A 25,467-nucleotide genomic window follows, 5' to 3' on the forward strand; every position below is an offset into this window, starting at 1 on the left:
CATGGCAATCGTTAAAGTTAAGCCGACTTCGCCGGGTCGCCGCGCGATGGTCAAGGTGGTCAACAAGGATCTGCACAAGGGCAAGCCGTTCGCACCGCTGCTCGACTCGCAGTCCTCGACCGCCGGCCGCAACAACAATGGCCACATCACCACGCGTCACAAGGGTGGTGGTCACAAGCAACACTATCGTGTCGTCGATTTCCGCCGCACGAAGGATGGCATCCCGGCCAAGGTCGAACGTCTCGAGTACGATCCGAACCGTAGCGCGAACATCGCGCTGGTTCTGTACGCTGACGGCGAACGCCGCTACATCATTGCTCCGAAGGGTATCACCGTCGGTCAGCAACTGATGTCCGGTTCGGAAGCGCCGATCCGCGCAGGCAATACGCTGCCGATCCGCAACATTCCGGTCGGTACGACGATCCACTGCATCGAAATGCTGCCGGGCAAGGGCGCGCAAATGGCGCGCTCGGCTGGCACGTCGGCGATGCTGCTGGCTCGTGAAGGGATCTACGCACAGGTCCGCCTGCGCTCGGGTGAAATCCGCCGCGTCCACGTTGAGTGCCGCGCGACGATCGGTGAAGTTGGCAACGAAGAGCATAGCCTCCGTCAAATCGGTAAGGCTGGCGCGAATCGCTGGCGCGGTATCCGCCCGACGGTGCGTGGCGTTGCAATGAACCCGGTCGATCACCCGCACGGTGGTGGTGAAGGCAAGACGGCTGCAGGTCGCGATCCGGTGAGCCCGTGGGGCACGCCTGCTAAGGGTTATCGCACCCGCAGCAACAAGCGCACGACGAGCATGATCGTCCAGCGCCGTCACAAGCGTTAAGGAGTAGGCAATGGCACGTTCTGTAAAAAAAGGTCCGTTCTGCGACGCCCATTTGCTGAAGAAAGTTGAGGCGGCAGCAGCTTCGCGGGATAAGAAGCCGATCAAAACCTGGTCGCGTCGCTCGACGATCCTCCCGGATTTCATCGGTCTGACGATCGCCGTTCACAACGGCCGTCAACACGTTCCGGTGTACATCTCGGAAAACATGGTCGGCCACAAGCTTGGCGAGTTTGCATTGACCCGTACGTTCAAGGGTCATGCAGCCGACAAGAAGGCTAAGAAATAAGGGGCTCATGATGGAAGTGAAAGCAATTCATCGCGGTGCCCGCATCTCGGCGCAGAAAACGCGCCTTGTGGCTGACCAGATCCGCGGTTTGCCGGTCGACAAGGCGCTGAACGTTCTGACGTTCTCGCCGAAGAAGGCTGCGGGAATCGTGAAAAAGGTCGTGCTGTCGGCGATCGCGAATGCGGAGCATAACGAAGGCGCCGATATCGATGAGCTCAAGATCACGAGCATCTACATCGACAAGGCTGCGTCGCTCAAGCGTTTCACCGCGCGCGCTAAAGGCCGCGGTAACCGCATCGAGAAGCAATCCTGTCACATCACTGTGACGGTCGGGAATTAAGGGGTCATACGATGGGACAGAAAATTCATCCGACTGGCTTCCGTTTGGCCGTCAGCCGCAATTGGGCGTCGCGTTGGTACGCGAACAACAACAATTTCGCGGCGATGTTGCAGGAAGACATCGGTGTTCGTGAATACCTGAAGAAGAAGCTGAAGAACGCTTCGGTCGGTCGCGTCGTTATCGAGCGTCCGGCGAAAAACGCGCGCATCACGATTTATAGCTCGCGTCCGGGTGTGGTCATCGGCAAGAAGGGCGAGGATATCGAACTGCTGAAGTCGGAACTGCAACGCCGCATGGGCGTTCCGGTCCACGTCAACATCGAAGAAATCCGCAAGCCGGAAACCGATGCGCAACTGATCGCCGATTCGATCACGCAACAGCTCGAGCGCCGGATCATGTTCCGCCGCGCGATGAAGCGTGCGATGCAAAACGCAATGCGTCTGGGTGCTCAAGGCATCAAGATCATGAGCGCTGGCCGCCTGAACGGTATCGAAATCGCCCGTACTGAATGGTATCGCGAAGGTCGCGTGCCGCTTCATACGCTGCGTGCAGATATCGACTACGCGACTTCGGAAGCGAAGACGACGTACGGCATCATCGGCGTGAAGGTGTGGGTCTACAAGGGCGACACGCTCGGCCGCAACGACGCACCGGTGGTTGAAGAAGTCGCGGAAGAAAAGCGTCCGCGCCGCAACGCACGTCCGGGTGGCGATCGCCGTCCGCGTCGCGATGGTGAAGGTGGTGGCCCGGCAGGTGCACGCCGTGGCGCTCCTCGTCGTGCTGGCGGTGCCGGCGGTGACGGGAAGACTGGAGAATAACGATGCTGCAACCGAAACGCAGAAAGTATCGCAAAGAGCAGAAGGGTCGTAACACCGGTGTCGCTACCCGCGGTAACGCGGTTTCGTTCGGTGAGTTCGGCCTGAAGGCTATCGGTCGTGGTCGCTTGACCGCGCGCCAGATTGAAGCGGCACGTCGCGCAATGACGCGTCACATCAAGCGTGGTGGCCGCATCTGGATCCGCATCTTCCCGGACAAGCCGATCTCGCACAAGCCGGCTGAAGTACGGATGGGTAACGGTAAAGGTAACCCTGAGTACTACGTCGCAGAGATTCAACCGGGCAAGATGCTGTACGAAATGGATGGCGTAACCGAAGAGCTGGCACGCGAAGCGTTCCGTCTGGCTGCAGCTAAGCTGCCGCTGAAGACGACCTTCATCGTGCGCCAGCTCGGCGCCTAAGGAGTAAATGATGAAGGCTTCCGAACTTCACCAGAAAGATCAGGCCGCGCTCAACAAGGAGCTGTCGGACCTGTTGAAGGCGCAATTCGGCCTGCGCATGCAACTCGCGACCCAGCAGCTCACGAACACGAGCCAGCTGAAGAAGGTCCGTCGCGACATCGCACGTGTGCGGACCGTCCTGACTGAGAAGGCGAACCAGAAATGAACGATAGCGTAAAAACCTCGCTCAAGCGGACGCTGGTCGGCAAGGTCGTCAGCAACAAGATGGACAAGACGGTCACCGTGCTGGTCGAGCACCGCGTGAAGCACCCGATCTACGGCAAGTACGTTGTGCGCTCGAAGAAGTACCACGCGCACGACGATGCAAACACGTACAACGAGGGCGACCTCGTTGAAATCCAGGAAACTCGTCCGATTTCGAAGACGAAGGCTTGGGTCGTGGCTCGCCTGGTTGAGGCTGCTCGCGTCATCTGACGACGCAAAGTTGTAGAAGTAATTGAAATCGCAGTAAGTTTCGCTTGCAAGACCGGGATTATTTGTTATAATCTCGGTCTTCCCTCTTTTATGGGAGCCCCGTCGCGGGCGAAGTTGGTGGGGGAAGCGGTTCAGGCGCCAGTCTGTTCCGAAGGATTCACCGGATTGCGATGGCGGGTTTCGTTTGCCGTCGCTGCTGTTCTAACCCAAGCAGCCGATTGGCTGACGGGACCAAGACTGACCGGGTGCGCCATGGTGGTGCGACCGGATTAAGTTGGGAAAGATAAACCATGATCCAGACCGAAACTCGGCTTGAAGTGGCCGACAACACGGGTGCGCGTGAAGTCATGTGCATCAAGGTGCTCGGCGGCTCGAAGCGTCGTTATGCCAGCATTGGCGACATCATCAAGGTGACCGTCAAAGAAGCAACGCCGCGCGGGCGCGTGAAGAAAGGCGAAATTTATAACGCCGTGGTGGTTCGTACCGCCAAGGGCGTGCGCCGTCAGGACGGCTCGCTGATCAAGTTCGATGGCAATGCCGCAGTGTTGTTGAATGCCAAGCTCGAACCTATTGGCACCCGTATTTTCGGGCCTGTCACGCGCGAGTTGCGCAGCGAACGATTTATGAAGATCGTTTCGTTGGCACCTGAAGTGCTGTAAGGAGTCGCGATGAACAAGATTCGCAAAGGTGACGAAGTTATCGTCATCACCGGCAAAGATAAAGGCAAGCGCGGCGTCGTGCTGTCCGTTGGCGAAGGCAAGGTCATTGTCGAGGGTATCAACCTCGTCAAGAAACACGTCAAGCCGAACCCGATGAAGGGTACGACGGGTGGTGTTGAAGCCAAGACGATGCCGCTGCAAATTTCGAACGTCGCATTGGTCGACGCGAATGGCAAGGCATCGCGTGTAGGCATCAAGGTCGAGGGAGACAAGAAAGTCCGTTTCCTTAAGACGACTGGTGCCGAGCTGAGCGCCTGACGCTGCGGAGTAAAAAAATGGCTCGTTTGCAAGAGTTTTACAAAGAAAAGGTTGTACCCGGCCTCATCGAGAAGTTCGGTTACAAGTCCGTGATGGAAGTGCCGCGCATCACCAAGATCACCCTGAACATGGGCCTTGGCGAAGCGGTTGCTGACAAGAAGATCATCGAAAACGCCGTTGGCGACCTGACGAAGATCGCAGGCCAGAAGCCGGTGATCACGAAGGCACGCAAGGCAATCGCTGGCTTCAAGATCCGTCAGGGCTACCCGATCGGTGCAATGGTCACGTTGCGTGGTCAGGCAATGTACGAATTTCTGGACCGTTTCGTGACGGTTGCGCTCCCCCGTGTGCGCGACTTCCGTGGCGTTTCGGGTCGTGCGTTCGACGGTCGCGGCAACTACAACATCGGTGTGAAAGAGCAGATCATTTTCCCCGAAATCGACTACGACAAGATCGACGCACTGCGTGGGCTGAACATCAGCATCACGACAACTGCGAAGACCGACGACGAAGCAAAGGCTCTGCTCGCCAGCTTCAAGTTCCCGTTCAGAAACTGAGGTTACCGTGGCTAAACTGGCACTGATCGAACGTGAAAAGAAGCGTGCTCGCCTCGCTGCTAAGTACGCGCCCAAGCGTGCAGAGTTGAAGGCGATCATTGGCGATATGAGCAAGTCGGACGAAGAGCATTACGCAGCACGTCTGGAACTGCAACAACTGCCGCGCAACTCTAACCCGACCCGTAAGCGCAATCGTTGCGCAATTACTGGTCGTCCGCGCGGTACGTTCCGTAAATTCGGGCTGGCGCGTAACAAGATTCGCGAAATCGCGTTCCGCGGCGAGATCCCTGGCCTGACCAAGGCGAGCTGGTAATAGGAGAAACGTAAATGAGCATGAGTGATCCTATCGCCGATATGCTGACTCGCATCCGCAACGCGCAGATGGTTGAGAAAGTCTCGGTGACTATGCCCTCGTCGAAAGTCAAGGTTGCGATTGCGCAGGTCCTGAAGGACGAAGGCTATATCGATGATTTCGCAGTGAAGTCCGAAGGTGCGAAGTCTGAATTGAATATCGTGTTGAAGTACTACGCTGGCCGTCCGGTCATCGAGCGCATTGAACGCGTCTCGAAGCCTGGTCTGCGTGTGTACCGCGGCCGTAACGACATCCCCGTGGTCATGAATGGCCTGGGCGTGGCAATCGTGTCGACGCCGAAGGGCGTGATGACGGACCGCAAGGCGCGTGCAACGGGCGTTGGCGGCGAAGTCATCTGCTACGTCGCTTAAGGCCGAAAGGAGAGAAACATGTCTCGAGTAGGTAAGAGCCCGATCGCGCTGGAAGGCGCAGAAGTGGCCCTGAGCGACGATCGCATCACCGTCAAGGGTCCACTGGGTACGATTACGCAGGCGGCTAACCGCCTCGTGAAAGTGGTGAACGACAACGGCGTGGTGAAGATCGAGCCGGTTGACGAAAGCCGCGAAGCGAATGCGATGTCGGGCACGATGCGCGCACTGGTTGCGAACATGGTGAACGGCGTGACGAAGGGTTTCGAGCGCAAGCTGACGCTGGTTGGCGTTGGTTATCGCGCACAGGCGCAAGGCGACAAGCTGAATCTGTCGCTGGGTTTCTCGCACCCCGTGGTGCACCAGATGCCGGAAGGCGTGAAGGCTGAAACCCCGTCGCAAACCGAAATCGTGATCAAGGGGATCGACAAGCAGAAAGTTGGCCAGGTCGCTGCAGAAGTGCGCGGCTATCGCCCGCCGGAGCCCTACAAGGGCAAGGGTGTGCGCTACGCCAACGAGGTCGTGATCCTCAAAGAAACGAAGAAGAAGTAAGGGTGCGCAATCATGGATAAGACTCAATCTCGCCTGCGCCGCGCTCGTCAGACGCGTATCAAGATCACTGAGCTGCAGGTCGCGCGTCTCGCCGTGCATCGCACGAACACGCACATCTATGCGCAAGTGTTCTCGCCGTGCGGCACCAAGGTGCTCGCCAGCGCGTCGACGCTCGAGGCCGAAGTGCGTGCGCAACTGGCTGATCAAACGGGCAAGGGCGGCAACGTCGCTGCTGCTACGCTGATCGGTAAGCGCATTGCAGAAAAGGCTAAGGCTGCCGGCATCGAATCCGTCGCCTTCGACCGTTCGGGTTTCCGTTACCACGGCCGCGTGAAAGCGCTGGCTGATGCGGCGCGCGAAGCCGGACTCAAGTTCTAAGGGAAGAATTCGTCATGGCAAAGATGCAAGCGAAAGTTCAGGCTGACGAACGCGACGACGGCCTGCGCGAAAAGATGATTTCGGTCAACCGCGTGACCAAGGTCGTGAAGGGTGGCCGTATTCTCGGCTTCGCCGCACTGACCGTGGTTGGCGACGGTGATGGCCGCGTCGGTATGGGCAAGGGCAAGGCGAAGGAAGTGCCGGTCGCTGTCCAGAAGGCGATGGAACAAGCCCGCCGCAATATGTTCAAGGTGCCGCTGAAGAACGGTACCCTGCAACACGAAGTGCACGGCAAGCACGGCGCATCGATGGTTCTCCTCGCTCCGGCGAAGGACGGTACCGGTGTGATCGCTGGCGGCCCGATGCGCGCAGTGTTCGACGTAATGGGCGTGCAGAACGTTGTGGCCAAGAGCCACGGCTCGACGAATCCGTACAACCTCGTTCGTGCAACGCTCGACGGGCTGCGCAAGCAGTCCACGCCGGGCGACATCGCGGCGAAGCGCGGCAAGTCCGTCGAAGATATTCTGGGCTAAGGTGGACACCATGTCTGATAAAACTGTCAAGGTCCAGCTCGTCAAGAGCCTGATCGGCACCCGCGAGACGCACCGTGCAACGGTGCGTGGCTTGGGTCTGCGCCGACTCAACTCGGTTAGCGAGTTGCAGGACACGCCGGCCGTGCGCGGCATGATCAACAAGGTTTCGTACCTCGTTAAGGTCATCAGCTAAGCGGCTGACCAGGACTCAAGGAGTTGATAATGGAATTGAATAACCTGAAGCCGGCCGAAGGCGCGAAGCACGCAAAGCGTCGCGTTGGTCGCGGCATCGGCTCCGGCCTCGGCAAAACCGCCGGCCGTGGTCACAAAGGTCAGAAGTCGCGTTCGGGCGGCTTTCACAAGGTTGGCTTCGAAGGCGGCCAAATGCCGCTGCAACGTCGCCTGCCTAAGCGTGGCTTCACCTCGCTGACGAAGGAATTCGTCGGTGAAGTGCGTCTCTCGGATCTGGAAAAGCTGCCGGTCGACGAAATCGATCTGTTGGCTCTGAAGCAAGCTGGCCTGGTTGGCGAGCTGATCAGGAGCGCCAAGATCATCGCGACGGGCGAGCTCAAGCGCAAGATCGTTGTGAAGGGTCTGGGTGCGACGAAGGGTGCGCGCGCTGCTATCGAAGCAGCCGGCGGCTCTTTTGCCGAGTAACGCGCAAGTTATTTGCCGTCACTAGCATTTGCATCGGAGAAGGTACTTGGCTAACAGCCCGAGTCTCGCAAAACCCGGTCGCGGCGCGGCGAAGTTTGGCGATCTGCGTCGGCGGGCAGTGTTTCTGCTGCTGGCGCTGATTGTCTACCGTATCGGCGCGCACATTCCGGTGCCGGGTATCGACCCGGACCAACTGGCGAAGTTGTTCCAGAGCCAGTCGGGCGGCATCCTTGGCATGTTCAACATGTTTTCGGGTGGCGCACTTTCGCGGTTCACGATTTTCGCGCTTGGGATCATGCCGTACATTTCGGCTTCGATCATCATGCAGTTGCTGGCTATTGTTTCGCCGCAACTGGAAGCGCTGAAAAAGGAAGGGCAGGCGGGACAGCGAAAGATCACGCAGTACACGCGTATCTTCACGGTCTTGCTGGCGACGTTCCAGGCATTCGGCATTGCCGTCGCCCTGGAAAATCAGCCGGCCCTGGTGATCGATCCGGGAATGGTGTTTCGGTTGACGACGGTCGTGACGCTGGTGACGGGCACGATGTTCCTGATGTGGCTGGGTGAGCAGATCACGGAGCGCGGGCTTGGCAACGGTATATCGATCATCATTTTCGGCGGTATTGCAGCGGGTTTCCCGAATGCAATCGGTGGTCTTTTTGAACTGGTGCGAACCGGCTCGATGAGCATCATCTCGGCGATCATCGTCGTCGCGTTGATTGCTGCCGTGACGTATCTGGTGGTGTTCATCGAACGCGGCCAGCGCAAGATTCTTGTGAATTACGCGAAGCGGCAAGTCGGTAACAAGATTTACGGCGGCCAATCCTCGCATTTGCCGCTGAAGTTGAACATGTCGGGCGTGATTCCGCCGATCTTTGCATCGTCGATCATTCTCTTCCCGGCAACCATCCTGAACTGGTTCAGTTCGGGGTCGCGTACCAGCTGGTTCGCAGACACGCTGCACAACGTGGCCGAAGCCATTAAGCCCGGTCAACCCGTGTACGTGTTGCTGTACGCGTTGGCGATCGTTTTCTTCTGTTTCTTCTACACCGCATTGGTGTTCAACAGCAGAGAGACGGCCGACAACCTGAAAAAGAGTGGCGCTTTCGTTCCTGGCATCCGCCCGGGCGATCAAACGGCGCGATATATCGACCGCATCCTGACGCGTCTGACGCTAGCCGGTGCGATCTACATCGTGTTTGTTTGTCTGCTGCCCGAGTTTCTGGTGCTGCGCTGGAACGTGCCGTTTTATTTTGGTGGAACGTCGCTGCTGATCATTGTCGTCGTCACAATGGATTTCATGGCGCAGGTGCAGTCGTACGTTATGTCGCAACAGTATGAATCGCTGCTGAAGAAAGCTAATTTCAAAGGCGGCGGCGTCCCGATGCGTTGAAAGGACTTATGGCCAAAGACGATGTTATCCAGATGCAGGGTGAAGTCATCGAAAACCTGCCTAACGCTACCTTCAGGGTGAAGCTGGAAAACGGCCATGTCGTATTGGGACACATATCCGGCAAGATGCGGATGCACTACATCCGAATCCTGCCGGGCGACAAGGTGACGGTTGAATTGACGCCTTACGATCTGTCGCGTGCGCGGATCGTGTTCCGGGCGAAGTGATTTGAAAAAAGGGTAATATCATGAAAGTGATGGCATCGGTTAAGCGCATTTGCCGCAATTGCAAGATCATCAAGCGCAAAGGCGTTGTGCGCGTGATTTGCAGCTCTGATCCGCGCCACAAACAGCGTCAAGGCTGAACGCCGCGCTTTTTGCTTGCGCTTTTTGTTTGAGGAAAAACAATGGCTCGTATCGCAGGGGTTAACATCCCGAATCACCAGCATACTGAAATTGGCCTGACGGCTATTTACGGTGTCGGCCGCACGCGCTCGCGCGACATTTGCGTCGCAGCTGGTGTGGCATTTTCGAAGAAGGTCAAAGACCTGAACGACGCAGACCTCGAAAAGCTGCGTGAAGAAGTCGGCAAGTTCATCGTTGAAGGCGATCTGCGCCGTGAAACGACGATGAACATCAAGCGCCTGATGGATCTCGGCTGCTACCGTGGCGTGCGGCATCGCAAGGGCTTGCCCCTGCGCGGCCAACGTACGCGTACGAATGCCCGTACGCGCAAGGGTCCGCGTCGTGCAGCGCAATCGCTGAAGAAGTAAGCGGAACTGACAGTTACAGGAAAACGTAATGGCTAAGGCTTCGAACAACTCCGCGGCGCAACGCGTTCGCAAGAAGGTCAAGAAGAACGTCGCCGAGGGCGTGGTTCACGTTCACGCGTCGTTTAACAACACCATCATCACGATCACCGATCGTCAGGGCAATGCACTTGCCTGGGCAACGTCGGGTGGTCAGGGCTTCAAGGGTTCGCGTAAATCGACCCCGTTTGCAGCTCAGGTCGCAGCTGAATCGGCTGGCCGCGTGGCGATGGAATACGGCGTAAAGAACCTCGAAGTGCGGATCAAGGGCCCCGGTCCTGGCCGTGAGTCGGCGGTGCGTGCGTTGCATGGTCTTGGCATCAAGATCACCGCAATCTCCGACGTGACCCCGGTCCCGCACAACGGCTGCCGTCCGCCGAAGCGTCGTCGTATCTAAGACGCTGTTTTCGCTAGCGCCTGTTGCCGCCGGATGTAGTAAGCCCGGCGAAACAGGCTGCTTGCGCTATTGAATTGACTAAGCCCACCGTTCGACCCAAAGGGTTCGGACTAGCGCGAGTGCATGCATTCGCGTGACTAATCAACGAAGGAATCAACGTGGCACGTTATATCGGCCCTAAGGCCAAGCTGTCCCGCCGTGAAGGCACTGACCTCTTCCTGAAGAGCGCCCGTCGTTCGCTCGCTGACAAGTGCAAGCTTGACAGCAAGCCTGGCCAACATGGCCGCACCTCGGGTGCTCGTACGTCCGACTACGGCACGCAGCTGCGCGAAAAGCAAAAAGTGAAGCGCATCTACGGTGTTCTCGAGCGTCAATTCCGCCGTTATTTCGCTGAAGCCGACCGCCTGAAGGGCAACACGGGTGAGAACCTGCTGCAATTGCTCGAATCGCGTCTGGATAACGTCGTGTATCGCATGGGTTTCGGCTCGACGCGCGCTGAAGCGCGTCAGCTCGTGAGCCACAAGGCGATCACGGTGAACGGCGTCGTGTCGAACATCCCGTCGATGCAAGTGAAGGCCGGCGACGTTGTCGCAGTGCGCGAACAGAAAAAGAAGCAAGCGCGTATTCTCGAAGCCCTGTCGCTGGCTGAGCAAGGCGGTCTGCCGAGCTGGGTCGCTGTCGATTCGAAGAAGTTCGAAGGCACGTTCAAGTCGAAGCCGGAACGCAGCGACATCGCTGGCGATATCAACGAAAGCCTGATCGTCGAATTGTATTCGCGGTAATCGGATTAACGGCCGGGGCACCCGATTGCGTTGCGCAAGGGGACGTCTCGGCTGTTTATTTTCAGGTTGTTACCGGTCAGCCTTATCGGTGTAACGAGCCGAGGGTATTGAAAAGGAAAACCTATGCAAACCAGTTTGTTGAAGCCCAAGATCATCGCAGTTGAATCGCTGGGCGAAAGCCACGCGAAAGTGGTCATGGAACCGTTTGAACGCGGTTACGGCCACACCTTGGGTAACGCGCTCCGGCGCGTGCTGTTGTCGTCGATGATCGGCTACGCGCCGACCGAAGTGACGATCGCAGGCGTCGTACATGAGTATTCGACGCTCGACGGTGTGCAAGAGGATGTGGTCAACCTGTTGTTGAACCTGAAGGGCGTGGTGTTCAAGCTGCATAACCGTGACGAAGTGACGGTTACGCTGCGCAAGGAAGGCGAAGGCGTTGTTACCGCTGGCGACATCGAGCTCGCGCACGATTGCGAAGTGATCAACCCCGATCACGTGATTGCGCATCTGTCGAAGGGCGGCAAGCTCGACGTTCAGATCAAGGTTGAGAAGGGCCGCGGTTATGTGCCAGGCAACGTGCGTCGTTATGGCGAAGAGTCGGCCAAGATCATCGGCCGTATCGTGCTGGACGCGTCGTTTTCGCCGGTTCGCCGCGTGAGCTATGCCGTTGAAAGCGCTCGCGTCGAACAGCGTACCGACCTCGACAAGCTCGTGATGAACATCGAAACGAACGGCGTGATCTCCCCCGAAGAGGCGATCCGTCAATCGGCTCGCATTCTGGTCGATCAACTGTCGGTGTTCGCTGCACTGGAAGGCACCGAAGCAACGGCTGAAGCGCCGTCGCGCGCGCCGCAGATCGATCCGATCCTGCTGCGTCCGGTCGATGATCTCGAACTGACGGTTCGCTCCGCGAACTGCCTGAAGGCCGAGAACATCTACTACATCGGCGATCTGATCCAGCGCACGGAAAACGAGTTGCTCAAGACGCCGAACCTTGGCCGCAAGTCGTTGAACGAAATCAAGGAAGTACTGGCGTCGCGTGGTTTGACGCTCGGCATGAAGCTCGAAAACTGGCCGCCCGCAGGGCTGGATAAGTAAGTCGACAAGTCATCCCGGGACAGAGCCCGCCGCTGCACTGGCAAAGACGCGGATTTTCCTTTAAAATCCGCGTCTTGCCTTTTTCACTACCGGCCCGTGCGCTCGCTACTTTCGGGTAGATCGAGCGCGATAGAAGAGCTGGACCAAAACTTTGAATCGAAGGAATTAACATGCGTCACCGTCATGGTCTGCGGAAACTGAACCGCACGAGCAGCCACCGTCTGGCAATGCTCCGTAATATGTCCAACTCGTTGATCGAGCACGAAGTCATCAAGACCACGCTGCCGAAGGCGAAAGAACTCCGTAAAGTAGTCGAGCCGCTGATCACGCTCGGCAAGAAGCCGTCGCTGGCAAATCGCCGTCTGGCGTTCAACCGCCTGCGCGACCGTGACTCGGTCACGAAGCTGTTCGAAGTTCTCGGCCCGCGTTACGCTACCCGTCCGGGCGGCTACCTGCGCGTGCTGAAGTTCGGCTTCCGCGTTGGCGACAATGCGCCGATGGCACTGGTTGAACTGCTCGACCGTCCGGAAGTTGAAGAAGTCGAAGTGCAAGAAGCTGAGTAAGCTTCGAGGCGCTGATAAGAAGCCAGGCTCCAAGCCTGGCTTTTTTGTTTCTGCGCGAGAACGGTAGTGCGAGTGAATCGTGGCGGCCAAATGCCGCACGCTTGCGGCCGAGCTGCCTGCAGGCCCTCAAGCCCAGGTGATACGATATTGGCACTCGAATCCTGCCTTGCCGGAGCTTTCTGTGAGCGTGAATGTGATTTTGACTCTGACGACGGTGCCCGACCCGGCCGTTGCCCAGAAGCTCGCTGCGGACGCGCTGGCCGCGCGGCTGTGTGCATGCGTTACGCAACTCGGCGCCGTTCAGTCGAGCTACCACTGGCAAGGCCAGATAGAAACGGCGCAAGAGATCCAGTTGATGTTCAAGACAAGCGCGGCGCGCGCGCTGGAACTCGAGCAGTACATACAGGCGCATCATCCATACGACACGCCGGAAATCCTCTCGTGGCAAGCCACGGCATCGGCCGCCTATGGCCAGTGGATCATCGCTGAAACCCAACGCCCCATACATGTTTAACCGTCTGGACCGACGCGCGCACCATGCGCTGCGTGCAGCATTCCTCCTGTTCGGCTGCCTGATTCTCGCGCAGTTCGGAACGCTAGCCCGCGCGGCCGACGACTTTCTCGATCCGGCCGTCGCGTTCAAGTTCAGTGCGGCGGAAAAACCCGGCGAAGTCGACGTCACGTACAAAATTGCGGACGGCTATTACATGTACCGCGAGCGTTTTGCGTTCGCGACGCGCAACGGCAGCGCGACCGTCGGCGAGCCGCAATTGCCGTCGGGGCATGTGAAGTTCGATCAGACCTTCAACAAGAACGTGGAAACGTATCGCAATGAGCTGACGATCCGCATTCCAGTCAAGCAGGCAGAAGTCGCATTCGATCTGGCTGTTACGTCACAAGGCTGTGCGGACGCCGGAATCTGTTATCCGCCGATGGAGCGCGTCTACCACGTCAGCGGCGCGGCGCTGCAAGCGGCTGGCAGCGCGGCGGTGCCGCCGCCCGCAGCAGGCAATACGCCATGGTACGAGCGCGCGACCAGCGCCGACTATGCGCAATCGCTGCTGCAGGGCGGCGGTTTTCTCGCAATCATCGGACTTTACTTCGTCGCCGGCGTCGTGCTGAGCCTGCTGCCGTGCTCATATCCGATGATTCCGATTCTCTCGGCGATCATTATCGGCGAAGGGGCGGGAGTGACGCGCGCTCGAGGTTTTGCGCTATCGCTGGCCTATGTAATCGGGATGGCGCTCGTCTACACGGCGCTCGGCATTGCCGCCGCGCTCGTCGGCCAGAGTCTCGGTGCGTGGTTGCAAAGCGCGTGGGTGTTGGGCGTTTTCGGCGCGCTGCTGACAATTTTTGCGCTGACGTTGATCGCTGGTTTCGACATCGCGTTGCCGCAACGCTGGCAGGACGGTGTTTCGCATGCGTCGGCGGGCCGCTCGGGCGGCAAGTTCGCAGCCGTTGCCGCGATGGGCGCGCTGTCTGCGCTAGTCGTCGGCGCGTGTATGACGGCCCCACTTTTCGCCGTGCTGGCCTTCATCGCGCATACGGGAAATGCGGTGCTCGGCGGTGCCGCGTTGTTCGCGATGGGGCTTGGGCTCGGCGTGCCGCTGCTGATTATCGGGCTCGGGGCGGGAACGTTGCTGCCGCGTGCCGGCGCATGGATGGACGGCGTCAAGATGTTGTTCGGCGTCGTGCTGCTCGCCGCGGCGCTGTGGATTGTCTGGCCGGTGCTCGGGGCAACGGCGACCATGCTGCTTTGCGCGTTGTGGCTGCTGATCGCGGCTGCATCTCTGGGCCTTTTTTCGGCAGCAACCGCCGAAGCGTCCGTGTGGCGCCGGCTCGGCCGCGGAATCGGCGCCGCACTGGCCGTCTGGGCGGCGGTGTTGCTGGTCGGACTGGCCGCGGGCTCGTCCGATCCGCTCCGCCCGCTGGCGGTGCTGGCGTCACGCAGTGGGCCGTCGGCAGCTGAAACCGCATCCAGTGGAGCCCAAGCCGCGTCTCAGGGCGATCTGGCGTTCCAGCCGGTACGCTCATCCGTGGAACTCGATAAAGCCGTCAAAGCCGTCGCACGGCCTGCCATGCTCGATTTTTACGCGGACTGGTGTGTCAGCTGCAAAGAGATGGAGAAATTCACCTTCAGTGACCCGCGCGTCCAGGCAAAATTGAAACAGATGAACCTGCTACGCGCTGACGTCACCGCGAACAACGCCGACGACCAGGCCCTTTTGAAGCGTTTCGGCCTTTTCGGCCCGCCCGGGATCATCTTTTTCGACCACGGCGGCAAGGAAGTATTGCGTGTCGTCGGTTATGAGTCGGCAGACAAATTCTTGCGAACGCTCGAGCGGACGAGCGCGCCCGGCGCATAACCTCACGAGCGCATGACCGCGCCCGCTCGCGAGGGAAAGCATAAAAAACGGAGGCGTGACCAGAAGTCCGCCTCCGTTCAATTTTCAGCGCTCTGGCTGAATTTGCTCATGAATCAACGCGACGCAAACCAACGACTGGCCGCCGAAGCCGATTCACTTCTGTGAGCGCAGAATCCGCGCTGCATCCAGCGCGAAATAGGTGAGAACGCCGTCCGCGCCGGCCCGCTTGAAGGCGAGTAGCGATTCCATCATCGCCTTGTCGTGATCGAGCCAGCCGTTCTGGGCCGCCGCCTTCAGCATCGCGTACTCGCCGCTGACCTGATACACGTACGTCGGAAACTGAAACTCGTCCTTCACACGGCGCACGATATCCAGATACGGCATGCCCGGCTTGACCATCACCATATCCGCGCCTTCGTTGATGTCCGCCTGCACTTCGCGCAGTGCCTCGTTCGAATTGGCCGGATCCATCTGATACGTCATCTTGTTGCTCTTGCCGAGGTTCGTCGCCGAGCCGACGGCGTCGCGGAACGGACCGTAGAACGCCGACGCGAACTTGGCCGCATAAGCCATGATGCGCGTATGGACATACTCCTCACTTTCGAGCATTTCGCGGATCGCGCCGATCCGGCCGTCCATCATGTCCGAGGGCGCCACAATATCGACGCCGGCTTCAGCCTGCGCGCGCGCCTGTTCGATCAGGATGTCGACGGTCTCATCGTTGATCACATAGCCGTTTTCGTCGAGTACCCCGTCCTGACCATGGCTGGTGTACGGATCGAGCGCAACGTCGGTGAGCACGCCCAGTTCCGGGAAATGCTTCTTCAACTCGCGAACCGCGCGCGGAATCAAGCCGGCAGCGTTTGTCGCTTCGTGGCCATCGGGCGTTTTCAGCGACGGCTCTATCGCCGGAAACAGCGACAGTACCGGCACGCCCAGTTCGACGCATTGCTCGGCGACTTTCATCAGCAGATCGACCGAAACACGCTCGACGCCTGGCATCGACGGCACGGCTTGCCGCACGTTGGTGCCTTCGACCACGAAGACGGGGTAAATCAGATCGTTGGTGGTGAGAATGTTTTCGCGCATCAGGCGGCGCGAGAAGTCGTCGCGGCGCATACGGCGCGGACGGTAGTGGGGGTAGAAGCTCATGTGGAATCGAAGATCGTGAATGTCTTGAAATGGGCAGTGACGCGAGCGACGCCCATAACGCCTGCGCCCACTCACGGAAACTTTTCAAGACAATGGTATATCATACCGATCGAGCAAGGCGCCTGGCGCTGACCTCCCCGCTTCTCCTCCCTGAGCGGGTGCCTGTCGTTTTTCGATTAGGCTGTTTGGCCCGCCGTTAAAGCGGCGGGTTTTTTTATGGGCAGCCGAAATAGCGCTTCGAGCCTGCCCGCCGACGCGCAACGCCTCTTACTGCGCCGCGTCCGGTTCGCCCTTCGCGTTGGGGATCAGCCAGCTTTCGATCAACTCGTGCGCTTCATCGATACCAACACGTTTGAGCGCCGAAAAGAGCTGCGCCGTGAGTTCGCCCTGATAGCCCGCGGACCGATATTCGGCCATTCCCTTCTGCGTCGCGCGCAACGCATTCACGCACTCCTGGCGCGTCAATTTGTCGCATTTCGTAAGCAGGACGTGAATCGGCTTCCCCGTCGGCGCGAACCACTCGATCATCCGCCGGTCCAGATCGGTCAACGGGCGGCGCGAATCCATCATCAGGATCATGCCGCGCAATTGCGAGCGGGATTGCAGGTACGTGGAAAGCAGCGCTTCCCAGTGAGCCTTGGCTGCGCCGGGCACTTCTGCATAACCGTAGCCCGGCAGATCGACCAGATGCGCGGCCGGCTCGTCCGCCTTGCCGACCGAAAAATAGTTGATGTGCTGAGTGCGTCCAGGCGTCTTACTCGCGAAAGCCAGCCGCTTCTGATTGCACAGAATATTGATGGCTGTCGACTTGCCCGCATTCGAGCGCCCCGCGAAAGCGATCTCGGGTTGAGCGGTGGCCGGCAGATCGCGCAGGTGATTGACGGTCGTGAAAAAGCGGGATTGGTGGAGCAGGAAGGACATGATCAGGCCGGAATTCGAGACGCCGGGGAACCCGGAGTGGGGACGGGTCAAGCCCGACTGGCGTCTTAGCGATTAGCGAGTTATTGTACAATACGATGGTTTACTGAAAACCTGAGGGGGCCAGCCCGCGTGCCTCGGCGGCTCCTGGCGGTCACTTGGGTCGCCGTCGTATTGTGCAAAACCTCTAAAATCCCACAAGACGAGACAGGGTGTGCGAATGAATCGACTGTGCAAGGCTCTGATGGTTTTTCATGTAGCAGCAGGTCTTTCAGGTTTGGCAATTCAGGCACGAGCAGCAGAGCCGGCAAAGCCGGACATCAATCGGGGGCAGGCAATCGCAATGCAGGTTTGCGCGTCTTGCCACGGCGCAGACGGCAATAGTGCCGGCGGTGCGTATCCGAAGCTGGCGGGTCAGCATCCCGACTATCTCGTCAAACAACTAAAGGATTTCAAGCCGCAGCCTGGCGCCAGGCAGCCCGTGCGCAACAATGCGATCATGACGGGTATGGCTGCGGCGCTGTCCGATCAGGACATGGTCAACGTCGCTGCGTATTTCGCGGCGCAGGCTCAGAAGCCCGGCTATGCGCACAACAAGGACACGGTGCCGCTCGGCCAGAAGATTTATCGCGGCGGCGTTGCCGACAAAGGCGTGCCGGCATGCGCGAGCTGTCACGGGCCCACGGGTCAAGGTATTCCGTCGCAGTATCCGCGGCTGTCAGGGCAATGGACTGAATACACGGTGGCGCAGTTGAACGCGTTCACGCAAGGTCCGGGCGCACGTAACAACAATGAGGCGATGCATGCGGTCGCATCGCGTCTGTCGGACAGCGAGATCAAAGCTGTAGCCGATTACATCGCGGGCTTGCACTAAGAGGTCCGCACGCAAGTGCAACCGGCCCGTCGAGGCCGGTACAAAACAAGAAAAGGGTGGGGGCGTCGTGTCTACGACCGCCCTTCACCCTTTTTTGCTGTTCAGTCGGAGTATGAATGAGCGTCACCACGTCGGGTTTGCAGTCGAAGTCGGGCAATCGCATCGTACGCAGCGTCGTCGAAGTATTGAGTTCGATGCGTTTTGCCATCGCATTGCTCGTGATTCTGTCGATCGCCAGCGTTATCGGCACCGTCCTCACGCAGGACGATCCGTATCCCAACTACGTCAATCAGTTCGGCCCGTTCTGGGCGGACATCTTTCGCGCGCTGAGCCTCTACACGGTCTACAGCTCGTGGTGGTTCATGCTGATTCTCGGCTTTCTGATGGTGTCGGTGTCGCTGTGCGTGATCCGCAACGCGCCGAAAATGGTCGCCGACACGAAGAGCTGGAAAGACAAGGTCCGTGAAGCCAGCCTCCGCGCGTTTCATCACAAAGGCGAATTCGCGGTGCACGGCACTCGCGCGCAGACGGCCGCGACGCTCGCAAAACTCTCGGGCAAGCTCGGCTACAAGTTCGTCACGCGCGAATCTGAGGGCGCGACACTGATCGCCGCCAAGCGCGGCGCGTTGACCAAATTGGGCTACATCTCCGCGCACCTTGCGATCGTCGTGATCTGTCTGGGTGGTCTGCTCGACAGCAATCTGCCGATCAAGCTGCAAATGTGGCTGTTCGACAAGTCGCCGATCCGCGCTAACACCGTGATCAACGACATCCCGCCGGAACACCGTCTGTCGCAATCGAACCCGACGTTCCGCGGCTACGCGTGGGTGCCGGAAGGGCAGCATGTGTCGACGGCGATCCTGAATCAGCCAGACGGTTCGCTGATCCAGGACCTGCCGTTTTCGATCGAGCTCGAGAAGTTCATCGTCGACTATTACTCGACAGGCATGCCGAAGCTGTTCGCCAGCGACATCGTCGTGGTGGATCACAAGACCGGCGCGCGCGTGCCGGCTCGCATCGAAGTGAACAAGCCGTTTGAATACGACGGCGTGTCGATCTACCAGTCGAGTTTCCAGGACGGCGGCTCACAAATGCAAATGACGGCCTACCCGATGGCCGGCGCGAGCGCGAAAACCGCGCCGTTCGGCGGCACGATCGGCGGCAATGCGCCGTTGAGCTCGGCCACGTCGCTTGCCGACGGGCAGACCGTCGAGTTCACCGATTTCCGCGCGATCAACGTCGAAAATATCTCGAACGGCAACGGTCAGACCGACGCCCGCGGCGTCGCCGCGCATCGCTCGCTGAAGGAAGCGTTCGACGAGCGGCTCGGCTCCGGCGCAAAAACTTCAAAGCCGGTCGATTTGCACAACGTCGGCCCGTCGGTGCAGTACAAGGTGCGCGACAAGGACGGCCAGGCGCGCGAGTACAACAACTACATGTTGCCGGTCACGGTGGCCGGGGAAAGATTCTTCCTCGCGGGCATGCGCCTGAATCCGGATGATCCGTTCCGCTACCTGCGCATTCCCGCCGACAGCGGCGGCACCGTCAAGGAGTGGATGAATCTGCGCGCGACGCTGGAAAACCCTGCCATGCGCGCGCAAGCCGCTCACCGTTTCGCGCTGCGCTCCGTGCCGGAAGCGAACACCGAATTGCAGCAGCACCTCGAAGAAAGCGCTTTGCGAGTGCTGACCCTTTTTGCGGGGGCTGACAGCAGCGTCAAGATGCCGAACGGGCATCCGGTGGGCGGCTTCCAGGCCATCGCCGGCTTTATCGACCATTCGGTGCCGAAGGGCGAGCAGGAAAAGGCCGCGGGTCTGTTGCTGCGCATGCTGGAAGGCTCGATGTGGGACATGTGGCAACTGTCGCGACAACAACTCGGCGAGCCCGAAGCGCAAGCCAACGCGGATGCAAGCCGCTTCGTACAAAGCTCGATCAATGCGATATCCGACAGCTTTTTGTATGGATCGCCGGTCTACTTGCAGCTTGACTCTTTCAAGCAGGTCCAGGCTTCGGTATTTCAGCTGACGCGCGCGCCGGGCAAAAAAGTCGTGTATCTTGGCAGCCTGCTCCTCGTGTTGGGCATCTTTTCGATGTTCTATGTCCGCGAACGGCGCCTCTGGTTCTGGCTCAAAGATACTGAGCGGGGCACAAATGTCGTGATGGCGATGTCGAGCGCCCGCAAAACGCTAGACTTCGAAAAAGAGTTCTTTCAGACGCGCGACGCGGTCGGCGCCGCGCTGGGCGCCAAGCTCACTGATGCATCGCCCGGCAGCGCCGGCGCGCCGTCCGCAAGCTCACAAGATTCGACCCGGTAATACCATGGACTTGACTCAGGTTTCCTCATCCTCTCCTTCATCCGCCCGGCCTGGTAGGGCGCACGCGGACGAAGCGCTCAATGCTGCCCAATTTGACGAGCGGCCGTTCCTGAAACGGCTGGGTATCGTGGACTGGCTATTCGCGCTTGCGATGGTCGCGGGCGCCGGGTTCGCGCTGTCGCGCTATCACCCGTTCATGAATTACTACGACAAACTGGTGCTGGTCTGCGCGGTGCCGGTCTTCGTCGTGCTCGGCTGGCGCTGGAAGCCCGTGCGTCCGCTGATGGTGGGAATCGCGGCGCTGTCGCTGCTGGCCATCCAGATCTATCAAGGCGATCTGAGCCGGGCCGACAATGCGTTCTTCCTGAAGTATTTCCTGTCGAGCCAGTCTGCGATTCTGTGGATGAGCGCGTTGTTCGTGTTCGCTACGGTGTTCTACTGGATTGGTTTGCTGTCGCGTTCGCCCACGGGCGCCGCAATCGGCTCGAAAATGACCTGGGTCGCCGTGCTGATGGGCTTTGTGGGCCTGATGGTGCGCTGGTATGAGTCGTACCTGATCGGCGCCGACGTCGGCCATATTCCTATCTCGAATCTGTACGAAGTATTCGTACTGTTCAGCCTGATTACCGCGCTCTTCTATTTGTACTACGAGCAGCACTACAACACGCGCGCGCTTGGCGCGTTCGTGCTGCTGGTGATCAGCGCCGCCGTTGGTTTCCTGATGTGGTATTCGGTCGCCCGCGACGCGCAGCAGATCCAGCCGCTCGTCCCGGCGCTGCAAAGCTGGTGGATGAAGATTCACGTGCCGGCGAACTTCATCGGCTATGGCAGCTTTGCGTTGTCGGCGATGGTCGCCGTCGCGTATCTGGCGAAGGAACGCGGCGTACTGGCCGACCGCCTGCCGGCGCTCGAAGTGCTCGACGACGTGATGTACAAGTCGATCGCCGTCGGTTTCGCGTTCTTCACGATCGCCACGATTCTCGGCGCGCTGTGGGCGGCGGAAGCGTGGGGCGGCTACTGGAGCTGGGACCCGAAGGAAACGTGGGCGTTGATCGTCTGGCTGAACTATGCGGCGTGGCTGCATATGCGTCTGATGAAGGGCCTGCGCGGCGCGGCCGCGGCATGGTGGGCGCTCACGGGCCTGCTCGTGACGACCTTCGCCTTCCTTGGCGTGAACATGTTCCTGTCGGGGCTGCATAGTTACGGCAAGCTGTAATATCCGCCGTTCCCTGCCGACTAAGAACCGCCGCGTGCCTCGCACCGGCGGTTTTTTTATGGCTGGCGGAATATTTGCGCGTCGAATGTGTTCGTCATAAGAGTACGCATGGATGGCCCGACAAGCGATCATCACTATGGCCCCGTAAGATGGGTGAACCGAGGGCCGGCAAGGAGCAGCACGATGTGGATCAAGCGAAGCGACAGAATTCAACTCACCGGCGATGACATCGCGCGCAGCGAAATCACGCCGCAGCACATTTTCCAGAACCGGCGGCGCGTGTTGCAGGCGGCTGGCGCGATGGCGCTCGGTAGTCTGATCGGCGTGAATGACGAGGCGCTGGCAGCCTATGCGTCACCCGACCCGAAGGCGCAGAAACTGGCGGCGAAAACCGACGCGAAGTTCGTCACGCTCGACAAGATCACGCCGTTCAAAGACATCACCACGTACAACAACTACTACGAGTTCGGCACCGACAAATCCGATCCGGCGCATAACGCGGGGACACTGCGTGCGCATCCCTGGAAGGTGAGCGTCGAAGGTGAAATCAGGAACCCAAAAGTCTACGACATCGACGAATTGCTGAAACTCGCGCCGCTCGAAGAGCGCGTGTACAGGCTGCGTTGCGTCGAAGGATGGTCGATGGTGATTCCGTGGATCGGCGTGCCGCTGTCCGTGCTGATCAAGCGCGTGCAGCCCACCGGCAACGCCAAATATGTGCAGTTCATCACGCTGGCCGACCCATCGCAGATGCCCGGACTGTCGACGCCGGTTCTCGACTGGCCGTACTCTGAAGGTCTGCGCATGGATGAGGCGATGAATCCGCTCACCTTGCTGACCATGGGCGTGTACGGTCAGGTGTTGCCCAACCAGAACGGCGCGCCGGTTCGCGTGGTGGTGCCGTGGAAATACGGCTTCAAAAGCGCCAAGTCGCTCGTGAAAATCCGCTTTGTCGACAAGCAGCCGCCGACGAGCTGGAACACCTATGCGTCGAGCGAATACGGTTTTTATTCGAACGTGAATCCGAATGTCGATCACCCGCGCTGGAGCCAGGCGACCGAGCGGCGCATTGGCGAAGACGGCTTTTTCACGCCGAAGCGCAAGACGTTGATGTTCAACGGCTATGGCGATCAGGTGGCGTCGCTGTATCAAGGCATGGACCTGAAGAAGAATTTCTGAGCGACATGACGATGGCTTCCGATACTCAATCTGTCACTCACAGCGAGCGCAATGCGTCGCGACCGCAAGCACGTGTGGCGGCGTCGACAGCGGCGGCAAGGCGGCCCGCGGTGGGCGCGCGCTGGGTCGTGCCCGCGAAAATCGCCGTGTTTATTGCGGCGTGGTATCCGCTCGCGCGCATCGTGTTGTTCGGCGTGACCGACCGCCTCGGCGCGAACCCGATCGAGTTCATCACACGCTCCACGGGTCTGTGGACGCTTGTGTTTCTCTGCATCACATTGGCCGTGACGCCATTGCGCCGGCTCACGGGCGTTGCGGCATTCATGCGTTTTCGCCGCATGCTCGGGCTTTATGCGTTCTTCTACGCGACGCTGCATTTCACGACGTATCTCTGGTTCGACAAATGGTTCGATGTGGCGGAGATCGTCAAGGACATCGGCAAGCGGCCGTTCATCACAGTCGGCTTTGCGGCGTTCGTGCTGCTGATCGCATTGGCCGCAACGTCGCCGCGCGCGATGGTGCGCAAGCTCGGCCGTCGCTGGCAGAGTTTGCATCGCGCGATTTATGTCATCGGCACGCTCGCGATCCTGCATTTCTGGTGGATGAAGGCGGGCAAGCACGACCTGATCCTGCCGAAAATCTACGGCGCGATCATGGTGGCGCTGCTGGGTTGGCGTCTGATGGTGTGGCTACGCGAGCGGCGCAAGTTGAAGCCGCATTGACCGCGACTGCGGGCACGCGTAACCGCTAACGAAAAAGGCGATGCCGCAATGGCATCGCCTTTCTCTTTCTCTATGCAACGGATTGGTGACGCTGGTTACGCCGGCAAGATCGTTTCGCCTGCAAACAGTTGCGGGACTTCTTCCCGTGCGCGAACGACATGTGCTTGTGTACCATCAACCATCACCTCCGCTGCACGCGGGCGGGTGTTGTAGTTGGAACTCATCACGAAGCCATAGGCGCCCGCCGAACGGATCGCGAGCAGATCGCCCGGTCCGACCGACAGAAGCCGTTCGCGCCCGAGCCAGTCGCCGCTTTCGCAAACCGGCCCGACGACGTCATAAACATGCGCCGGCACTTCGCGCTTAACCACAGCGTCGATGGAGTGATACGCCTCGTACATCGCGGGGCGGGCAAGGTCGTTCATGGCTGCGTCGACGATCGCAAAGTTTTTTTCAGCGCCCGGCTTCAGGAACTCGACGCGCGTGAGCAGCACACCTGCATTGCCGACGAGCGAGCGGCCCGGCTCGAAATACACTTCGCGATGGCCGTGACCGCGCGCCTCGATGCGATCGAGCACGGTGCGCACGAACGCGCCGATCTCCGGCGGCGTTTCGTCGTCGTAGGTGATGCCGAGACCGCCGCCTACGTCGATGTGGCGGATCGTCATGCCGTCGCGCTCGATCTGCTCTACCAGTTCGAGAAGCTTGTCCACCGCGTCGAGATAGGGCGCGACCTCGGTGATCTGCGAGCCGATATGGCAGTCGATACCGACCACCTCGAGATTCGCCATGGCTGCGGCTGCCTGATACGTGGCGCGCGCATCTTCGAACGCGACGCCGAACTTGTTCGACTTCAGCCCCGTGGAAATGTACGGATGCGTTTTCGCGTCGACGTCGGGATTCACGCGCAGCGAAACCGGTGCTTTCTTGTCCATTTCCCCGGCAACTGCGTTCAGGCGATCCAGTTCCGGAATCGATTCGACGTTGAAGCATTTGACGCCGGCCGCGAGCGCCTGGCGCATTTCGTTAGCATGTTTGCCGACGCCGGAAAACACGGTGTTTTCCGCTTTGCCGCCGGCTGCAAGCACGCGAGCCAGCTCGCCGCTCGACACGATGTCGAAGCCCGCGCCGAGACGCGCGAACACGTTCAGCACCGCGAGATTGCTATTGGCCTTCACGGCCACGTGCACGCTCGCGCGGCGCCCAGCGCACGCACCCGCGTAGGCGTTCCACGCGTCGGTGAGCGCGGCGCGCGAATAGACATAAAGCGGCGTGCCGAACTGTTCGGCGAGTGAAACGGCGGACACGTCTTCGGCGTGAAGCACACCGTCGACGTAGTCAAATGCAGGTCGAGTCATGCGAGAGTCTTATTGAGCGGGAGTGGCGGCGGAAGCGGGCTGCGGAGCCGAAGTTGCAGATGCGGCGGAAGCGGAAGACCCCGAGAGTGCGCTTGCGGGCGCGAGCGAAAGCGGCGTGCCCGACGTATCGGGAATGGAGCTTGTGTCCGATGCGGTTTCAGCACCGGGTTTCACTTCATCAGGCGACGGCGGCTGCGTGCGGTCGATCGGCTTGGCCGGCAATGGCGGCACGGTGGGCAAATAGAGCGAACCGCGTTGCCCGCAACCGGTAAGCGAACCACCGAGCGCACAACCTGCGAGAATGGCTAAACCCGCTACAATCGCGCGGCCGGGCGCCGCCGCGCGCATCCGAGATACGACTCGCATGACTGTCCCTGAATGAATAATCGATGGAGTTTAGCATGCCCGATAGTGATTACCTGACCCGCGCGGAAGCCGCGCTAGCCGCCATCGAACGCGCGCTGGACGAGACCGACGCCGACATTGAACTGGAGCGCAGCGGCAATGTGCTGACCCTCGAGTTTGCGAATCGCTCGAAGATTATCGTCAATCTTCAGCCGCCCATGAGCGAGATCTGGATCGCCGCGAAAGCGGGCGGTTTTCACTTCCGTTTCGTCGATGGCGAGTGGCGCGATACGCGCAGCGGCAAGGAGTTTTTCGCGGAGCTATCGGAGTACGCGACGCAACAGGCTGGCGAGCCCGTGCGCTTCGAAGCGTGAACGCAGCGCTCGAACGAACGGTATAGCGGCTCCAGTCTGAGAGGGTCGAAAAAAAAGCCGCCGC

General features: G+C 59.7%; 37 protein-coding genes. 33 read left to right on the top strand and 4 right to left on the bottom strand.

What is annotated here, in order from left to right:
- Position 1: 1 nt before the first annotated feature.
- The 27 genes from rplB to dsbD all read left to right on the top strand — a co-directional run bounded on the left by rplB (position 2) and on the right by dsbD (position 14,950).
- Positions 2-829, top strand: coding sequence for a 50S ribosomal protein L2 (gene rplB / locus C0Z16_RS14555; RefSeq protein WP_102632852.1), 828 nt, complete (start codon positions 2-4; stop codon positions 827-829).
- Positions 830-839: 10 nt separating this feature from the next.
- A complete protein-coding gene (gene rpsS / locus C0Z16_RS14560; protein ID WP_004199273.1) occupies positions 840-1,115 on the top strand; it encodes a 30S ribosomal protein S19 in 276 nt (91 codons plus the stop codon).
- 7 nt (positions 1,116-1,122) lie between these two features.
- A complete protein-coding gene (gene rplV / locus C0Z16_RS14565; RefSeq protein ID WP_007180133.1) occupies positions 1,123-1,455 on the top strand; it encodes a 50S ribosomal protein L22 in 333 nt (110 codons plus the stop codon).
- Positions 1,456-1,466: 11 nt separating this feature from the next.
- Complete coding sequence (gene rpsC / locus C0Z16_RS14570; RefSeq protein ID WP_020070582.1) at positions 1,467-2,273, top strand: 30S ribosomal protein S3; 807 nt, start codon at positions 1,467-1,469, stop codon at positions 2,271-2,273.
- 2 nt (positions 2,274-2,275) lie between these two features.
- Entirely contained in the window at positions 2,276-2,692 is a 417-nt protein-coding gene (gene rplP / locus C0Z16_RS14575; RefSeq protein WP_013340739.1) for a 50S ribosomal protein L16, read from the top strand.
- A 10-nt stretch (positions 2,693-2,702) separates the two neighbouring features.
- Positions 2,703-2,897, top strand: coding sequence for a 50S ribosomal protein L29 (rpmC, locus tag C0Z16_RS14580; protein ID WP_007180130.1), 195 nt, complete (start codon positions 2,703-2,705; stop codon positions 2,895-2,897).
- Positions 2,894-3,166: a 30S ribosomal protein S17 gene (rpsQ, locus tag C0Z16_RS14585; RefSeq protein ID WP_007180129.1), complete on the top strand. Its 273-nt coding sequence runs from the start codon at positions 2,894-2,896 to the stop codon at positions 3,164-3,166. Before rpmC ends, rpsQ begins: the two co-directional genes overlap by 4 nt.
- A gap of 290 nt (positions 3,167-3,456) precedes the next feature.
- Positions 3,457-3,825, top strand: coding sequence for a 50S ribosomal protein L14 (rplN, locus tag C0Z16_RS14590; protein ID WP_006052212.1), 369 nt, complete (start codon positions 3,457-3,459; stop codon positions 3,823-3,825).
- Positions 3,826-3,834: 9 nt separating this feature from the next.
- On the top strand, positions 3,835-4,143 hold the full coding sequence (gene rplX, locus C0Z16_RS14595; RefSeq protein ID WP_006052213.1) for a 50S ribosomal protein L24: 309 nt from the start codon (positions 3,835-3,837) through the stop codon (positions 4,141-4,143).
- Positions 4,144-4,160: 17 nt separating this feature from the next.
- Entirely contained in the window at positions 4,161-4,700 is a 540-nt protein-coding gene (gene rplE / locus C0Z16_RS14600) for a 50S ribosomal protein L5 (protein WP_006052214.1), read from the top strand.
- 7 nt (positions 4,701-4,707) lie between these two features.
- The gene (rpsN, locus tag C0Z16_RS14605) at positions 4,708-5,013 is read left to right on the top strand and encodes a 30S ribosomal protein S14 (protein ID WP_006052215.1); all 306 of its coding nucleotides are present in this window, start codon (positions 4,708-4,710) and stop codon (positions 5,011-5,013) included.
- 14 nt (positions 5,014-5,027) lie between these two features.
- Positions 5,028-5,423, top strand: a complete 396-nt coding sequence (gene rpsH / locus C0Z16_RS14610) for a 30S ribosomal protein S8 (RefSeq protein ID WP_006052216.1) — start codon at positions 5,028-5,030, stop codon at positions 5,421-5,423.
- Positions 5,424-5,441: 18 nt separating this feature from the next.
- Complete coding sequence (gene rplF / locus C0Z16_RS14615) at positions 5,442-5,972, top strand: 50S ribosomal protein L6 (RefSeq protein ID WP_102632853.1); 531 nt, start codon at positions 5,442-5,444, stop codon at positions 5,970-5,972.
- Between the two features lie 12 nt (positions 5,973-5,984).
- On the top strand, positions 5,985-6,350 hold the full coding sequence (gene rplR / locus C0Z16_RS14620) for a 50S ribosomal protein L18 (protein ID WP_102632854.1): 366 nt from the start codon (positions 5,985-5,987) through the stop codon (positions 6,348-6,350).
- 14 nt (positions 6,351-6,364) lie between these two features.
- Positions 6,365-6,883, top strand: coding sequence for a 30S ribosomal protein S5 (rpsE, locus tag C0Z16_RS14625; protein WP_006052219.1), 519 nt, complete (start codon positions 6,365-6,367; stop codon positions 6,881-6,883).
- Positions 6,884-6,893: 10 nt separating this feature from the next.
- Positions 6,894-7,076 carry a 50S ribosomal protein L30 gene (gene rpmD, locus C0Z16_RS14630; RefSeq protein WP_007180126.1) on the top strand — a complete coding sequence of 61 codons (183 nt, stop codon included), beginning with the start codon at positions 6,894-6,896 and terminating at the stop codon, positions 7,074-7,076.
- 29 nt (positions 7,077-7,105) lie between these two features.
- On the top strand, positions 7,106-7,540 hold the full coding sequence (rplO, locus tag C0Z16_RS14635) for a 50S ribosomal protein L15 (RefSeq protein ID WP_102632855.1): 435 nt from the start codon (positions 7,106-7,108) through the stop codon (positions 7,538-7,540).
- A 46-nt stretch (positions 7,541-7,586) separates the two neighbouring features.
- Positions 7,587-8,933 (top strand): preprotein translocase subunit SecY, encoded by a 1,347-nt coding sequence (secY, locus tag C0Z16_RS14640; RefSeq protein WP_102632856.1) that lies wholly within the window; start codon positions 7,587-7,589, stop codon positions 8,931-8,933.
- 8 nt (positions 8,934-8,941) lie between these two features.
- Positions 8,942-9,160, top strand: coding sequence for a translation initiation factor IF-1 (gene infA / locus C0Z16_RS14645; RefSeq protein ID WP_004521905.1), 219 nt, complete (start codon positions 8,942-8,944; stop codon positions 9,158-9,160).
- A gap of 20 nt (positions 9,161-9,180) precedes the next feature.
- Positions 9,181-9,297, top strand: coding sequence for a 50S ribosomal protein L36 (rpmJ, locus tag C0Z16_RS14650; protein ID WP_004199844.1), 117 nt, complete (start codon positions 9,181-9,183; stop codon positions 9,295-9,297).
- A gap of 42 nt (positions 9,298-9,339) precedes the next feature.
- Positions 9,340-9,705: a 30S ribosomal protein S13 gene (gene rpsM, locus C0Z16_RS14655; RefSeq protein ID WP_012434566.1), complete on the top strand. Its 366-nt coding sequence runs from the start codon at positions 9,340-9,342 to the stop codon at positions 9,703-9,705.
- Between the two features lie 28 nt (positions 9,706-9,733).
- Complete coding sequence (gene rpsK, locus C0Z16_RS14660; protein ID WP_006052224.1) at positions 9,734-10,138, top strand: 30S ribosomal protein S11; 405 nt, start codon at positions 9,734-9,736, stop codon at positions 10,136-10,138.
- A 158-nt stretch (positions 10,139-10,296) separates the two neighbouring features.
- The gene (gene rpsD / locus C0Z16_RS14665; RefSeq protein ID WP_027800372.1) at positions 10,297-10,920 is read left to right on the top strand and encodes a 30S ribosomal protein S4; all 624 of its coding nucleotides are present in this window, start codon (positions 10,297-10,299) and stop codon (positions 10,918-10,920) included.
- A gap of 123 nt (positions 10,921-11,043) precedes the next feature.
- Complete coding sequence (locus C0Z16_RS14670) at positions 11,044-12,021, top strand: DNA-directed RNA polymerase subunit alpha (RefSeq protein ID WP_006052226.1); 978 nt, start codon at positions 11,044-11,046, stop codon at positions 12,019-12,021.
- Between the two features lie 170 nt (positions 12,022-12,191).
- On the top strand, positions 12,192-12,584 hold the full coding sequence (gene rplQ, locus C0Z16_RS14675; RefSeq protein ID WP_006052227.1) for a 50S ribosomal protein L17: 393 nt from the start codon (positions 12,192-12,194) through the stop codon (positions 12,582-12,584).
- 181 nt (positions 12,585-12,765) lie between these two features.
- Positions 12,766-13,098 carry a divalent-cation tolerance protein CutA gene (gene cutA / locus C0Z16_RS14680; RefSeq protein WP_102632857.1) on the top strand — a complete coding sequence of 111 codons (333 nt, stop codon included), beginning with the start codon at positions 12,766-12,768 and terminating at the stop codon, positions 13,096-13,098.
- Positions 13,091-14,950: a protein-disulfide reductase DsbD gene (gene dsbD / locus C0Z16_RS14685; RefSeq protein ID WP_102632858.1), complete on the top strand. Its 1,860-nt coding sequence runs from the start codon at positions 13,091-13,093 to the stop codon at positions 14,948-14,950. The genes cutA and dsbD overlap by 8 nt, the downstream gene beginning before the upstream one ends.
- A 153-nt stretch (positions 14,951-15,103) precedes the next feature.
- On the opposite strand, the gene hemB is transcribed toward dsbD, so the two are convergent.
- Entirely contained in the window at positions 15,104-16,102 is a 999-nt protein-coding gene (hemB, locus tag C0Z16_RS14690; protein WP_102632859.1) for a porphobilinogen synthase, read from the bottom strand.
- A gap of 267 nt (positions 16,103-16,369) precedes the next feature.
- Positions 16,370-17,023 carry a ribosome biogenesis GTP-binding protein YihA/YsxC gene (yihA, locus tag C0Z16_RS14695; RefSeq protein WP_102632860.1) on the bottom strand — a complete coding sequence of 218 codons (654 nt, stop codon included), beginning with the start codon at positions 17,021-17,023 and terminating at the stop codon, positions 16,370-16,372.
- A 217-nt stretch (positions 17,024-17,240) separates the two neighbouring features.
- On the opposite strand from yihA, the gene C0Z16_RS14700 reads away from it, so the two are divergent.
- The 5 genes from C0Z16_RS14700 to msrQ all read left to right on the top strand — a co-directional run bounded on the left by C0Z16_RS14700 (position 17,241) and on the right by msrQ (position 23,326).
- Complete coding sequence (locus C0Z16_RS14700) at positions 17,241-17,894, top strand: c-type cytochrome (RefSeq protein ID WP_102632861.1); 654 nt, start codon at positions 17,241-17,243, stop codon at positions 17,892-17,894.
- Positions 17,895-18,010: 116 nt separating this feature from the next.
- On the top strand, positions 18,011-20,209 hold the full coding sequence (locus C0Z16_RS14705; RefSeq protein WP_102632862.1) for a cytochrome c biogenesis protein ResB: 2,199 nt from the start codon (positions 18,011-18,013) through the stop codon (positions 20,207-20,209).
- Positions 20,210-20,213: 4 nt separating this feature from the next.
- A complete protein-coding gene (gene ccsB, locus C0Z16_RS14710; protein ID WP_102632863.1) occupies positions 20,214-21,425 on the top strand; it encodes a c-type cytochrome biogenesis protein CcsB in 1,212 nt (403 codons plus the stop codon).
- A 183-nt stretch (positions 21,426-21,608) separates the two neighbouring features.
- Positions 21,609-22,604, top strand: coding sequence for a protein-methionine-sulfoxide reductase catalytic subunit MsrP (gene msrP, locus C0Z16_RS14715; protein WP_102632864.1), 996 nt, complete (start codon positions 21,609-21,611; stop codon positions 22,602-22,604).
- A gap of 11 nt (positions 22,605-22,615) precedes the next feature.
- A complete protein-coding gene (msrQ, locus tag C0Z16_RS14720; RefSeq protein WP_175130675.1) occupies positions 22,616-23,326 on the top strand; it encodes a protein-methionine-sulfoxide reductase heme-binding subunit MsrQ in 711 nt (236 codons plus the stop codon).
- 95 nt (positions 23,327-23,421) lie between these two features.
- On the opposite strand, the gene lysA is transcribed toward msrQ, so the two are convergent.
- Together lysA and C0Z16_RS14730 are read right to left on the bottom strand one after the other, a co-directional pair.
- The gene (lysA, locus tag C0Z16_RS14725; RefSeq protein WP_102632866.1) at positions 23,422-24,684 is read right to left on the bottom strand and encodes a diaminopimelate decarboxylase; all 1,263 of its coding nucleotides are present in this window, start codon (positions 24,682-24,684) and stop codon (positions 23,422-23,424) included.
- Positions 24,685-24,693: 9 nt separating this feature from the next.
- Positions 24,694-25,050, bottom strand: a complete 357-nt coding sequence (locus tag C0Z16_RS14730; RefSeq protein WP_102632867.1) for a lipoprotein — start codon at positions 25,048-25,050, stop codon at positions 24,694-24,696.
- Between the two features lie 35 nt (positions 25,051-25,085).
- Between C0Z16_RS14730 and cyaY the strand changes: the two genes are divergently transcribed.
- The gene (gene cyaY, locus C0Z16_RS14735; protein ID WP_102632868.1) at positions 25,086-25,403 is read left to right on the top strand and encodes an iron donor protein CyaY; all 318 of its coding nucleotides are present in this window, start codon (positions 25,086-25,088) and stop codon (positions 25,401-25,403) included.
- Positions 25,404-25,467: the final 64 nt, after the last annotated feature.

It is taken from the genome of Paraburkholderia rhynchosiae, assembly GCF_002879865.1.
Lineage (GTDB): Bacteria > Pseudomonadota > Gammaproteobacteria > Burkholderiales > Burkholderiaceae > Paraburkholderia > Paraburkholderia rhynchosiae.

Excerpts from the sequence above, each read along its gene's own strand:
- rplB (WP_102632852.1), top strand. The coding sequence starts at position 2 with ATGGCAATCGTTAAAGTTAAGCCGACTTCGCCGGGTCGCCGCGCGATG.
- rpsS (WP_004199273.1), top strand. The coding sequence starts at position 840 with ATGGCACGTTCTGTAAAAAAAGGTCCGTTCTGCGACGCCCATTTGCTG.
- rplV (WP_007180133.1), top strand. The coding sequence starts at position 1,123 with ATGATGGAAGTGAAAGCAATTCATCGCGGTGCCCGCATCTCGGCGCAG.
- rpsC (WP_020070582.1), top strand. The coding sequence starts at position 1,467 with ATGGGACAGAAAATTCATCCGACTGGCTTCCGTTTGGCCGTCAGCCGC.
- rplP (WP_013340739.1), top strand. The coding sequence starts at position 2,276 with ATGCTGCAACCGAAACGCAGAAAGTATCGCAAAGAGCAGAAGGGTCGT.
- rpmC (WP_007180130.1), top strand. The coding sequence starts at position 2,703 with ATGAAGGCTTCCGAACTTCACCAGAAAGATCAGGCCGCGCTCAACAAG.
- rpsQ (WP_007180129.1), top strand. The coding sequence starts at position 2,894 with ATGAACGATAGCGTAAAAACCTCGCTCAAGCGGACGCTGGTCGGCAAG.
- rplN (WP_006052212.1), top strand. The coding sequence starts at position 3,457 with ATGATCCAGACCGAAACTCGGCTTGAAGTGGCCGACAACACGGGTGCG.
- rplX (WP_006052213.1), top strand. The coding sequence starts at position 3,835 with ATGAACAAGATTCGCAAAGGTGACGAAGTTATCGTCATCACCGGCAAA.
- rplE (WP_006052214.1), top strand. The coding sequence starts at position 4,161 with ATGGCTCGTTTGCAAGAGTTTTACAAAGAAAAGGTTGTACCCGGCCTC.
- rpsH (WP_006052216.1), top strand. The coding sequence starts at position 5,028 with ATGAGCATGAGTGATCCTATCGCCGATATGCTGACTCGCATCCGCAAC.
- rplF (WP_102632853.1), top strand. The coding sequence starts at position 5,442 with ATGTCTCGAGTAGGTAAGAGCCCGATCGCGCTGGAAGGCGCAGAAGTG.
- rplR (WP_102632854.1), top strand. The coding sequence starts at position 5,985 with ATGGATAAGACTCAATCTCGCCTGCGCCGCGCTCGTCAGACGCGTATC.
- rpsE (WP_006052219.1), top strand. The coding sequence starts at position 6,365 with ATGGCAAAGATGCAAGCGAAAGTTCAGGCTGACGAACGCGACGACGGC.
- rpmD (WP_007180126.1), top strand. The coding sequence starts at position 6,894 with ATGTCTGATAAAACTGTCAAGGTCCAGCTCGTCAAGAGCCTGATCGGC.
- rplO (WP_102632855.1), top strand. The coding sequence starts at position 7,106 with ATGGAATTGAATAACCTGAAGCCGGCCGAAGGCGCGAAGCACGCAAAG.
- infA (WP_004521905.1), top strand. The coding sequence starts at position 8,942 with ATGGCCAAAGACGATGTTATCCAGATGCAGGGTGAAGTCATCGAAAAC.
- rpmJ (WP_004199844.1), top strand. The coding sequence starts at position 9,181 with ATGAAAGTGATGGCATCGGTTAAGCGCATTTGCCGCAATTGCAAGATC.
- rpsM (WP_012434566.1), top strand. The coding sequence starts at position 9,340 with ATGGCTCGTATCGCAGGGGTTAACATCCCGAATCACCAGCATACTGAA.
- rpsK (WP_006052224.1), top strand. The coding sequence starts at position 9,734 with ATGGCTAAGGCTTCGAACAACTCCGCGGCGCAACGCGTTCGCAAGAAG.
- C0Z16_RS14670 (WP_006052226.1), top strand. The coding sequence starts at position 11,044 with ATGCAAACCAGTTTGTTGAAGCCCAAGATCATCGCAGTTGAATCGCTG.
- rplQ (WP_006052227.1), top strand. The coding sequence starts at position 12,192 with ATGCGTCACCGTCATGGTCTGCGGAAACTGAACCGCACGAGCAGCCAC.
- dsbD (WP_102632858.1), top strand. The coding sequence starts at position 13,091 with ATGTTTAACCGTCTGGACCGACGCGCGCACCATGCGCTGCGTGCAGCA.
- hemB (WP_102632859.1), bottom strand. The coding sequence starts at position 16,102 with ATGAGCTTCTACCCCCACTACCGTCCGCGCCGTATGCGCCGCGACGAC.
- yihA (WP_102632860.1), bottom strand. The coding sequence starts at position 17,023 with ATGTCCTTCCTGCTCCACCAATCCCGCTTTTTCACGACCGTCAATCAC.
- C0Z16_RS14700 (WP_102632861.1), top strand. The coding sequence starts at position 17,241 with ATGAATCGACTGTGCAAGGCTCTGATGGTTTTTCATGTAGCAGCAGGT.
- C0Z16_RS14705 (WP_102632862.1), top strand. The coding sequence starts at position 18,011 with ATGAGCGTCACCACGTCGGGTTTGCAGTCGAAGTCGGGCAATCGCATC.
- ccsB (WP_102632863.1), top strand. The coding sequence starts at position 20,214 with ATGGACTTGACTCAGGTTTCCTCATCCTCTCCTTCATCCGCCCGGCCT.
- msrP (WP_102632864.1), top strand. The coding sequence starts at position 21,609 with ATGTGGATCAAGCGAAGCGACAGAATTCAACTCACCGGCGATGACATC.
- msrQ (WP_175130675.1), top strand. The coding sequence starts at position 22,616 with ATGGCTTCCGATACTCAATCTGTCACTCACAGCGAGCGCAATGCGTCG.
- lysA (WP_102632866.1), bottom strand. The coding sequence starts at position 24,684 with ATGACTCGACCTGCATTTGACTACGTCGACGGTGTGCTTCACGCCGAA.
- C0Z16_RS14730 (WP_102632867.1), bottom strand. The coding sequence starts at position 25,050 with ATGCGAGTCGTATCTCGGATGCGCGCGGCGGCGCCCGGCCGCGCGATT.
- cyaY (WP_102632868.1), top strand. The coding sequence starts at position 25,086 with ATGCCCGATAGTGATTACCTGACCCGCGCGGAAGCCGCGCTAGCCGCC.